The organism is Dokdonia sp. LLG6352-1, from assembly GCF_045055815.1.
Taxonomy (GTDB): Bacteria; Bacteroidota; Bacteroidia; order Flavobacteriales; family Flavobacteriaceae; genus Dokdonia; species Dokdonia donghaensis.
The window spans coordinates 1,395,971-1,407,647 of the sequence record NZ_CP159329.1 but is presented as its reverse complement, the minus strand read 5'-3'; the positions used below and the strand labels follow the sequence as shown (position 1 = coordinate 1,407,647).

At 38.5% G+C, this 11,677-nt stretch carries 4 protein-coding genes and 2 tRNA genes; 4 read left to right on the top strand and 2 right to left on the bottom strand.

Annotated elements, in window-relative coordinates; genetic code table 11:
- The first annotated feature begins 337 nt into the window (after nucleotides 1-337).
- A tRNA-Gly gene (locus ABVM49_RS06355) sits at nucleotides 338-409 on the top strand.
- A gap of 77 nt (nucleotides 410-486) precedes the next feature.
- Nucleotides 487-570 (top strand) — tRNA-Leu (locus ABVM49_RS06350).
- 56 nt (nucleotides 571-626) lie between these two features.
- Here ABVM49_RS06350 and mutS read toward each other — a convergent pair.
- Nucleotides 627-3,218 carry a DNA mismatch repair protein MutS gene (gene mutS, locus ABVM49_RS06345; RefSeq protein WP_405203662.1) on the bottom strand — a complete coding sequence of 864 codons (2,592 nt, stop codon included), beginning with the start codon at nucleotides 3,216-3,218 and terminating at the stop codon, nucleotides 627-629.
- A gap of 460 nt (nucleotides 3,219-3,678) precedes the next feature.
- Between mutS and ABVM49_RS06340 the strand changes: the two genes are divergently transcribed.
- Together ABVM49_RS06340 and ABVM49_RS06335 are read left to right on the top strand one after the other, a co-directional pair.
- Nucleotides 3,679-6,657, top strand: a complete 2,979-nt coding sequence (locus tag ABVM49_RS06340) for a SusC/RagA family TonB-linked outer membrane protein (RefSeq protein ID WP_405203511.1) — start codon at nucleotides 3,679-3,681, stop codon at nucleotides 6,655-6,657.
- 9 nt (nucleotides 6,658-6,666) lie between these two features.
- Nucleotides 6,667-7,989 carry a RagB/SusD family nutrient uptake outer membrane protein gene (locus ABVM49_RS06335; RefSeq protein WP_375252022.1) on the top strand — a complete coding sequence of 441 codons (1,323 nt, stop codon included), beginning with the start codon at nucleotides 6,667-6,669 and terminating at the stop codon, nucleotides 7,987-7,989.
- A gap of 139 nt (nucleotides 7,990-8,128) precedes the next feature.
- Here the strand turns inward: ABVM49_RS06335 and ABVM49_RS06330 are convergent, their stop codons facing one another.
- On the bottom strand, nucleotides 8,129-11,674 hold the full coding sequence (locus ABVM49_RS06330; protein ID WP_405203510.1) for an efflux RND transporter permease subunit: 3,546 nt from the start codon (nucleotides 11,672-11,674) through the stop codon (nucleotides 8,129-8,131).
- Nucleotides 11,675-11,677 lie beyond the last annotated feature (3 nt).

The window sequence follows — 11,677 nt, the reverse complement described above, 5'->3', positions numbered from 1 at the left end:
TTGATATTTAACTTTTTAACGATTGACGATCTTATTTATATCGATGAAATACAGTTTAGTATCGACGAATGGCTTTAGTTGTTTTTTTATAAATGCCTCAATAATAAGTAATTAACAATAGGCCTAAAATCACAAATTATAAATACATACGAACTGCCTTAAGGTTCGGTTTGGAAATTTTTAAAAAATCTCAGAGTGAGAAACATCATTCCCTCTAGGGCTAGCAGTCCTTAATTTTATTTTGTCAAAAAAATGTAGAAAACCCTTTGTAAAAACTAGAAAAGACTTAAATTTGCATCCGCTATGAGAAATAGTGATGTTCTTTACAGAATGAAATGCGAAAGTAGCTCAGGGGTAGAGCATCACCTTGCCAAGGTGGGGGTCGCGAGTTCAAATCTCGTCTTTCGCTCAAAATTTTAAATAATTACGCTTTCGCGAAAGCGTATAGAAAATATACCAATTTTCTTTTCACATCCGTGAGAATATGCTCGAGTGGTGGAATTGGTAGACACGTTGGACTTAAAATCCAATGTCCATTAGGACGTACGGGTTCAAGTCCCGTCTCGAGTACAAAAGGCTTCCATTTAGGAAGCCTTTTTTATTTTAATCAATTTAATGTTAATACATTAAGATGTTGATTTATTCTTTTTCTTAACAAGCATTCTTTTTATCTCGTTGAGTTTCATAAGCGCTTCAACCGGTGTAAGCGTGTCAATATCTATATGCAATATCTCTTCTTTTATTTCTTCTAGTAATGGATCATCTAGATTAAAGAAGCTAAGCTGCATTTCTTCCTCTGCAGCATCTTTTAAGGTACCCGTAAGCTCTTCACTACCGTGAGACTTTTCTAGTTTACCCATCATCTTAGTAGCGCGACGCAGTACTTGCTGTGGCATTCCCGCCATTTTTGCTACGTGTATACCAAAACTATGCGCACTTCCTCCTGGCACGAGTTTACGTAAGAATAAGACATTGTCTTTAAGCTCTTTTACAGAGACGTTAAAGTTCTTAATACGCTCAAAGGTTTCACACATCTCGTTGAGCTCGTGATAGTGTGTGGCAAAAAGCGTTTTTGGCCTACCAGGGTGCTCGTGCAGGTACTCACTTATTGCCCAGGCTATAGATATACCGTCATAGGTACTTGTCCCCCTACCTATCTCATCTAGCAACACAAGGCTGCGGTCGCTCAAGTTATTAAGTATACTAGCTGTCTCATTCATCTCTACCATAAAGGTACTTTCACCCATAGATATATTATCACTAGCTCCTACTCTGGTAAAAATCTTATCTACTAAGCCTATGTGAGCCGCTTGCGCTGGCACAAAACTTCCCATTTGAGCAAGCAACACTATTAACGCTGTTTGCCTTAAAATAGCACTCTTACCAGACATATTAGGTCCAGTAATCATAATCATTTGTTGATCTGCACTATCTAGATATACATCATTTGTAACATATGCCTCACCTAGTGGTAATTGCTTTTCTATAACAGGGTGACGCCCTTCCTTTATATCTATTACTTGTGACTCATCTAGGGAGGGTCTCACATAATTATTTTCTCTTGCCAGTTGTGTAAACCCAAGCAAGCAATCAAGTTGTGCAATTTGTGTTGCATTAACCTGTACTTGCGGGATAAAACCACCTACCCAACTCACCAGCTCTGCAAACAGTTGCTGCTCTATGGCCTGTATACGCTCTTCTGCCCCAAGTATTTTACCCTCATATTCCTTAAGCTCATCTGTAATGTAACGCTCAGCATTAACAAGAGTTTGTTTTCTAATCCACTCCTCAGGCACCTTATCTTTATGCGTGTTTCTTACTTCTATATAATACCCAAAAACGTTATTTGAGGCTATTTTTAAAGAAGTAATACCTGTGCGCTCTGTCTCGCGCTCCAGCATCTTTTCTAAGTAGTCTTTACCTCCTTGTGATAATGCTCTTAAATCATCTAGTTCTTTATGAAAACCAGGTGCAATTGCACCGCCCTTTACTATAGAGACAGGAGCTTCTTCTCTTAAGGTTTCTTTTATTTTAGAGCGTAATACTTCACAGTTTTGCAACTGCTCACCTATAATTTTAAGCGATTCATTATCTGTAGCAGAAGCTAGCGCTTTAATAGGGACAACGGCTTCAAGTGAGTTTTTGAGTTGTATCACCTCGCGAGGACTAATCTTGCCTGTGGCAACCTTACTTATTAAACGCTCGAGGTCTCCTATCTGTTTGATATGAGACTGCATTTTATCAAAAATATCACCATTGTCTGATAAAAATGAGACCACCTCGTGACGTCGCTTTATCTCGTCTAGCCTTTTAAGCGGTAATGCAAGCCACCTTTTGAGAAGACGTCCACCCATCGCAGAAGTGGTTTTATCTATTATATCTATTAGGGTGATAGCCTTTACGCCAGAAGCAGAGTTATATAGCTCTAGATTACGTATGGTAAAGCGATCCATCCACACATAATCATCTGCAGCAATACGACTTATGCTTGTGATATGCTGTAGCTTATGGTGTTGCGTCTCTCCTAGATAATGTAAAGCGGCTCCAGCAGCTATAATACCTGCCGAAAGATGCTCGACACCAAAACCTTTAAGAGATTTCACATCAAAGTGCTTATGCAATGATTCTCTCGCATAATCTATGTGAAAAACCCAATCTTCTTGATAAAAAGTGTGATAATCTGGCCCATACGATTCTATGAATTTCTTTTTTTGAGCCTTAGAAACAAGTAATTCACTAGGAGTAAAATTCTGGAGCAACTTATCTACATAAGCAACATCACCTTGAGCCGTAAGATACTCTCCTGTAGACACGTCCAAAAAAGAAACACCCACCTTGTCTTTTTCAAAATATACTGCTCCCAGAAAGTTATTTGTCTTTGCAGAGAGTATATCATCATTCATCGCGACACCAGGGGTGACAAGCTCTGTAACGCCTCTCTTTACGATTTTCTTTGTTTGTTTTGGGTCCTCAAGTTGATCACAAATAGCGACACGACAACCCGCTTTTACGAGTTTAGGCAGGTATGTATTAAGTGAGTGATGCGGGAAGCCCGCAAGCTCAGTGCGCTCTCCACCATTATTACGATTGGTTAACGTGATATTGAGAATGGCAGCAGCTTTTACTGCATCTTCACCAAATGTTTCATAAAAATCGCCAACTCTAAAGAGTAACAAAGCATCAGGATATTTTGCCTTGATACCATTGTATTGTTGCATTAATGGGGTCACTTTCTTCTTTGCCAAACTGTAATTTTTAAGGAAAATAAAAATACGCCATTCTTTTGTGTTGACATTAATGACCTAAAGAATGTTATCCCCAGTTTTACACATTTTTTTAGTCCGCTTTCGCGAAAGCGTAAATAAAGCGTTTTAAGAGCTTTTTGCTATAATCAGCATACAAACACAAACCACTGTATATAAAATCGATTTAAACCAATTTAAAATCGCCCAAAAATAATAGAAATATTCTATTGTGTTTTTATTTTTAATATTTTCAAACTATTAAATACGAAAACCTACAACAAACACTGTGAGAAAAATCACTATTTACAATAAAAATATGAATTATCCTTAAAAAACATATATAATTAAGCTTTCTATTAACAAATACACACTTATATGTAATTTATATTAAATATTATTTATAATTTGGATGTAAATTTAAAATACAAATTATATGAAACAAAAACATCCATTCATCAAAATGGTTTATTTCTTGTTATTTTTAATTCCTTGTGCAATGATGGGACAATCTGTCGTTACTGGAGTTATAAGTGACGCGGGAAATAACCCAATTCCTTTTGTTAACGTTATTGAAAAAGGAACATCAAACGGAACCACATCAGATTTTGACGGAAATTATTCTATAACATTATCTGGCGACTCTGGAACCTTAGAATTTACATATTTAGGCTACGCAACTCAAGAAATCGCAGTTACTAGCTCACAAACACTTAATGTAACTCTTGAAGAATCTTCTGAATCACTAGATGAAGTTGTTATTTCTGGACTTGCGTCTTCTGTAAAAAGATCTAACGCAGCAAATGCGGTTGCATCAATCTCTGCCGAACAAATTACAGGCACAACACCACCACCTACACTAGACGGTGCACTTTATGGAAAATTTGCCGGAGCGCTAGTGAGTCAAAACTCTGGAGCACCTGGTGGAGGACTTTCTATAAAATTACGTGGAGCAACTTCTATACAAGGTAACACACAGCCACTATATATTATAGATGGTGTATATGTAGACAACTCTTCTATCTCTGCAGGTCTTAATGCAGTATCGGCAGCATCGGCTGGAGGTAGTGCTTCAAACCAAGACAACCCAACAAACAGAATAGCAGATATTAATCCAGATGACATACAAAACATCGAGATATTAAAAGGAGCCTCTGCTGCCGCAATATATGGATCTCGTGCTGCCGCTGGTGTTGTAATCATAACAACTAAGAAAGGTAAAGCAGGAGAAACACAGTTTAAATTTGGTCAATCCTTTGGATGGACTCAGGTAACTAAACTCTTAGGTTTACGTAACTACAATGAGCAACGTGTGGAAGATAGTTTTGGCGCAGACGCTGTACCGCTTTTTATAGCAGCTAGAGATGAGGGACGCCTAGTAGATTATGAAGAAGAAATTTTTGGCGAGAAAGGTCTTATAAGTAAAACCAACTTTAGTATGAGTGGTGGTGATACCAAAACTAGATTTTATGCTGGAGTAACACATAGCAATGAAAATGGTATCGTAAAAAATACTGGATATGAAAAAACCTCTCTTAGATTAAATTTAGATCACAGAGCAACAGACTTTTTAAAAGTATCTCTTAACACAAACTATATCAACTCAAAGTCTGATCGTGGTTTCTTTAACAATGATAACTCAGGGACAACTATTGGAGTTACATTAACAGGAACAACACCTTGGTTAGAATTATTTCCAGATGAAAATGGTGTATATCCAGACAACCCAGCTGGTGCTTCTAACCCGTTACAGACACGCGATAGAGTTACAAATAGAGAAACAGTAGATAGATTTATCATAGGAGCCTCTGCAAACCTTGATATTTTTAAGGCTGAAAAATCTAGCTTAGAATTAATAATGCGTGGTGGACTTGACACCTATGGACAGAAGTCAAGAGCTATCTTCCCAAAAGACTTACAGTTTCAAAAACCAGCAAATGGAGGACAAAATGGTGTGGCCGTACAAGGAGATACACAAAATAGAAACTACAACCTTGCAGCTTTCTTAGTACACAACTACAGAACAGATAATGAATTGTCATTTAGAACTCAAGCTGGTATAACTCGTGAGTATTTTGACAGAAACACACAACTTATCACAGCAAGTGGCCTTGTAGCATCTGAAACTAATGTTGATCAAGCGGCTAATACGGGTACTAACCAGTTTAGACTACTTCAAGAAGATGCTGGATTTTTTGTACAAGAAGAGATTAACTACCAAGACAAACTTATAGGAGCTATAGGTCTTAGAGGCGATAAATCTTCAAATAATGGAGATGCAAATAAGTTAAACTATTATCCAAAGGCTTCCCTTGCTGCAAATATCAACAAGTTTGATTTTTGGAAAGAAGATGGCTTTATAAACAAACTTAAGCTTAGAACGGCTTATGGAGAGGCTGGTAACTTTGCTCCTTTTGGCGCACTATTTACCTCATATACTTCATTCTCTACAGATGGATTACTAGGTATAAGTCTTGTAGGTGTACGTGGAGACGCTGGATTAAGCCCAGAGCGTCAAAAAGAACTTGAATTTGGTACAGATATTACTTTCTTTAATAATAAGATAGATTTTTCTGCAACATATTATATCAAAACTGTAGATGATTTAATTCTTAACTCTGCACTATCACCATCTTCAGGTTTTACTAGCGAGTTTGTTAATGCAGGAGAATTACAGAATAAAGGTATTGAGCTTTCTCTTAACAGTACTATCATCGAGTCAGAAAACTTCGTTTGGGATGCTAGTGTAAACTGGTTTAAAAACACTTCAAAAATCACACGTCTTGATGTAGATCCTTTTAACGTAGGTGCTTTTGGAGCAACATTAGGAACCTTTAGAATCGAAGAAGGGTCAAGTGCTACGCAAATTGTAGGTATAGGCCCTAATCCTGGAGCAAATGGATTCCAGAAGTTTGGAGATTCTGAGCCAGATTTTCAAATGGCTTTAAATAATAGTCTTCAATACAAAGACTTTCAATTATCATTTTTATGGCAATGGAAGAAAGGTGGAGATAACATCAACTTAACCACACTTCTATCTGACCTTAATGGTACAAGTGCAGATTATGACGATTTTGGTTTGGACCCAACTGGGACCCTCGCAAATGGACCATACAGAGTTAGCCAGTTAGGATCATCTGCAGACGTATTTGTAGAGGATGCATCTTACTTAAGATTACGTGAAGTAGGTTTATACTACACGCTTCCTTCTGCTACTTTAGATAACTTTTTAGGTGGTAATATAGACAACATAAAAGTTGGCTTTTCAGGTACTAACCTAATTAACATATTTGACTATAACAGTTATGATCCAGAAGTATCAAACTTTGGTGGTGGCGGTATCTTTACCGGTGTAGAGGTTACACCTTTCCCATCTTCTAAGCGATTCTTATTTAACCTAGCTGTAAACTTTTAATATAAAAAGATGAAAAAATATTTTATAAAAAGCCTACTCGCACTAAGTATTTGCGCCGGGTTTTATTCTTGTGAAGTTCAAGAATATTCAGATTTAAATAACCCTGAGGTTGATGCTTTTGCAGAAAACCTAACAAGGGGTGACTTACAAGATCTCGTAGGAGGGATTTTATACAGCTCAAGAGTTGGGCTTGGCACCTATTATGACGACTGTGGAGTTATAGGAAGAGAATACTATAGATTCTCAAGTTCTGACCCGCGTTTTACTAGTGATTTACTAGGTGGTGAGAACTCTGTGCTAGACAATAACACGTTTTATATCACAACACCTTGGTCAGCCCGCTATAGAACTGTAAAAAATGCAAATCTTATTTTAGGTTTTCTCGATGCACAAGACCTCTCTGCTATATTTACAGACGAAGAGCTTAGCGCTACAAGAGGGTTTCTTAATACAATGATTGCTCACGAGCTACTGCTCAACCTTAATCTTACTGATGAAGGAGGTATACGCATAGATGTGGCAGATGAGACTAACTTGGGGCCTATTGTTTCAAAAAGCGAAGCGCTAAGCTTTATAAAATCAACACTAGATGCCGCTGCCTTAGACCTAAGTGCTGGTGGTGATGCCTTTCCATTTGTACTTTCTTCTGGCTTTGGAGATTTTGATACTCCAGCAAGCTTTAGCCAAGTAAGCAATGCGCTTGCGGCACGTGTAGCTGCATATCAAGGCGATTTTGCTGGTGTACTATCATCTCTTGAAGATTCATTTTTAACACTAGATAATAATGAATTAGATTTAGGAGTTTATCACAACTTCACTCAAGACCAGACAGATATTCTTAACCCTATGTTTTTTGCTCTCAACTCATCTACTGCTGGTGCGCGTATCGCACAACCATCATTTATTACAGATGCTGAGACAGATGACCAACGTCTTGACAAAGTTGTGCTTAGAGAATCTGCTCTTACTCTAGATGGTCTTACTGGAGAGTATGACGTGTTTAGATATACTAGTAACGTAGACCCTATTCCAATCATACGTAAAGAAGAACTACTCTTATTATACGCAGAGGCAAACATTACGATCAATCCTATGGAAGCAGTAACAGCTTTAGATATCATACGTGAAAGTGCTGGACTGGATCCTTATACCGGAGCTATGGATGCTGCTTCTCTTACAGATGAGATGCTTACACAACGTAGATACTCACTCTATGCAGAAGGACATAGATGGATTGATGTACGTCGTTATAATCGTCTTGATGAGCTCCCTATAGACAGAGCAAATGATGATGTATTCTCTCAATTCCCAATACCACTTACAGAACTTTAATATTAAGTTATTGAGCAATTCTAAAACACCCTGGATATAGGGTGTTTTTTTATGCTTTCGCGAAAGCGTAATTACCCACAAAAAAAGCGCACTCAGCTTATTGCCGAATGCGCTTTTCCACACTTAACTAACTAACAAATTATGCTGCTTCTGGCAGCTCTTTTTCTTCTTCTGCTGTTTCTTTACCACCTCGTATTTTATATTTAATTCGATATACTATGTAATATAGCAATGGTACAATAATAAGAGTAAGGAAGGTAGCTATGATTAATCCGTAGATTACTGTCCACGCAAGTGGCCCCCAGAAAATCACGTTATCACCTCCTACATAAATCCCTGCATCAAACTCTTGGAACAATCCAAAAAAGTCAATATTAATTCCTATTGCAAGCGGTATTAAACCAAGAACGGTTGTGATGGCAGTAAGCAATACTGGGCGTAAACGCGCTCTACCTCCTTCTATTATCAATTCTTGCATTGTCTTTTTATCAAGTAATTGCTTGTCTTCAAGACCTAGCGCCACCTCTTTTCTATCTACTAGCAACTGCGTGTAGTCCAGAAGTACCACCCCATTATTTACTACAATACCAGCAAGTGAGATAATACCCATCATAGTCATTATGATAACGAAAGGCGCTCCACTTATAATAATACCTCCAAAAACTCCTATAAAGCTCAAGAAGATTGCAATCATAATAATCACAGGTTTTGATATAGAGCTAAACTGGAAAATAAGTAAGAAGAAAATTAACGCAAGACCTCCAAAGAAGGCACTTACTAAGAAGTTCATTTCTTTAGCTTGTTCTTCAATTTGCCCTGTGTAGTTTACCTTAATATCCTTAGGCACACCATCAAAGTTTTTCATCTCTTCTTGAATGGCTGCAACTACCACACCCGCATCTGTAAATCCAGCAGCAAGGTTAGAATATACCGTTACCACACGTTTTGAATCTCTGTGCTTGATTGCGCTAAAAGATGATGTATTTTTTGTAGTAGTAACAGCACTCACTGGCACTTCTTTTACTTGCCCAGTTGCTGGGTCTCTAAACGTGATATTCTGATTAAATAAAGCAGATTTATCATAACGCTGCTCTTCATTAAAGCGCACGTAGATGTCATAATCTTCTCCGTCTTTCTTATATACTCCAGCTTTATCCCCAAAGATAGAACGACGCAGCTGCATACCCACTTGACCGGTTGCCACACCTAGCTCTCCAGCCTTCTGGCGATCTACGATGACCTCTGTACCTGGTTTACCTCTATTTACATTAATCTTAAGCTCATCTACACCTGGCACGTTACGGCTGTTTATGTAGTTACGCATTTGCTCTGCTGCGATGATGAGTTCTTGGTAATCTTTACCTTCTAGCTCGATGTTAATAGGATACCCTTGCGGTGGTCCTGCAGCATCTTTTTCTACTGTAATCACCACTCCTGGATACACACCTCTCACGGCGTCTTGCACTTTAAAGCGTAGCTCTTCACTATCTGCCTCGTTACGGTACTTGTACTCACGCATCGTTGCCGTAATTTTTGCTTTATGCGGCATCTCGGCAGCACTACCGCCATCTGTTTGAGGATTACCTGCACCTTCACCTACTTGTGATACAGAAGTTTCTACAAGAGCATTGTAATCTTCACCCTCGAGATATGCCTCGTCATTAAATACTTTAAAGACGCGCTGCTCTATCTCTTTAGTAATGGCATTTGTTTTCTCGATGGCTGTTCCTTCTGGATACTCGATATACACCGTAATCTGGTTAGGCTTATTATCTGGGAAGAACTCAACAGCTGTGCGTCCTGCCATCATAGAACCAACAAAACCACCCATCGTTAATAACAATAGCAGAAATATAGCAATAACAAATGCTAAAGGTCTGTAGCCTCTAATAGACCACCCTAAGAAATTCTTGTAGACCCTCTCAAGCCACGTAAGGAAACGCTGCTGAAAAACATCTGCAGCACCTTTAAGTAGGTATTTGTAGATCCACATAAAGATAATAGTCGCTAGCACTAGACTCCCTAGACCGCGTATGCTTCCACCTAAAAATAATATCATTAACCCAATAGGCAACATTATGAGTGATGTGCGTATTAGAAATTTTCGCGAAAGCGCCTTCTCCTCTGTATTCATAAACTGTGATACGAGCATCGAGTTTATAAATATTGCCACAAATAATGACGAACCTAGTACCACAGATAATGTGATAGGGAAGTAAATCATAAACTGTCCCATAATACCTGGCCATAATCCTAACGGTACAAAGGCTGCTACGGTTGTAAGTGTAGAAATGATAATAGGGAAAGCAATCTCTCCGATACCTTTTTTGGCCGCTTCTATACGTCCCATACCTTCTTCATCCATAAGGCGGTATACGTTTTCTACCACCACAATCCCGTTATCTACAAGCATACCTAGTCCCATAATGAGGGCAAAAAGTATCATTGTATTCATCGTATAACCCATTAAATTAAGGATCATAAAACTCATAAACATAGACATAGGAATCGCAAAACCTACAAAGAGTGCATTTTTAAATCCTAAGAAAAACATAAGTACACCTACTACAAGTATAATCCCGAAGATGATATTGTTTACTAGGTCGTTTACTTGGTTTTCTGTTTTGGCACTCTGGTCATTTGCCGTACGTACGACTACATCTGGAGGAAAGACCTCTGCCGTGGCGTTTTCGATAATCTCGTTGATTTGCTCAACGGCTTCAATCATATTTTCGCCAGAACGTTTCTTTACATCTAGCATTACCACTGTCTCGCTTATCTCCTCATCATCTACGGTGTCTCCATCATAAAGCGTAAGGTCACGTGCATAAGTAGTTTTATCTTCTTCTGTAAATGATACAGTGGCGATATCCTTTAGGTATATCGCTCCATTTTCTGATTTGATCACAAAGTCTTCAAGCTCTTCTGGGCTTTGAATCTCTCCTATAACACGTATGTTACGACGCTGCCCACTGCTTATAAGGTTACCTGCAGAGAGGGTCATATTCTCGTTACCTATAGAAGCAAGTATGTCGTTAAAACTTACTTGAGCAGCAATCATTTTATACACATCTACCGCTACTTCTACCTCGCGTTCTTGAGCACCACGTATGGTTGCCTCCTTGATTTCTTTAAGACTCTCTATCTCGTCTTGCAGGTATTCTGCATACTCCTTGAGTTTAATAGTAGGGTAGTTACCAGATACGTTTACATTAAGAATAGGTGTCTCTTCTGAGATACTTAGGTCAAAAACATTAGGCTCTACCTTAGCGTTGTTAAACGTAGGCCAGTCCTCATTTGCAGTTTCTGAGTCTACCTCATCCTTAACACGTTGCTTTGCAACTTGCACGTCTACACCTTCTTTAAACTCTACTGTGATGATTGCATAATCTTCTTGTGAGGTAGATAATACTTCTACCACGTCAGAAAGATTCTGCAGTTTATCTTCTAGAGGGTCTACTATGAGACGTTCTATATCTTCGGCAGTGTTACCTGGGTAAGGTGCAGAGATATAAATTTTTGTCTCATTAATTTCTGGAAAGTTCTCACGAGCCATTCCTAGGTAGGCTCCCATCCCTAAGGCAAGAAACAGCGCCATAAGAACGTAAATAATCGTAGGATTATCTATCGCCCAACTTGAAATCGCAAACTCCTTGTTTACATTTTTCTTTTTCTTATCTGTCATCGC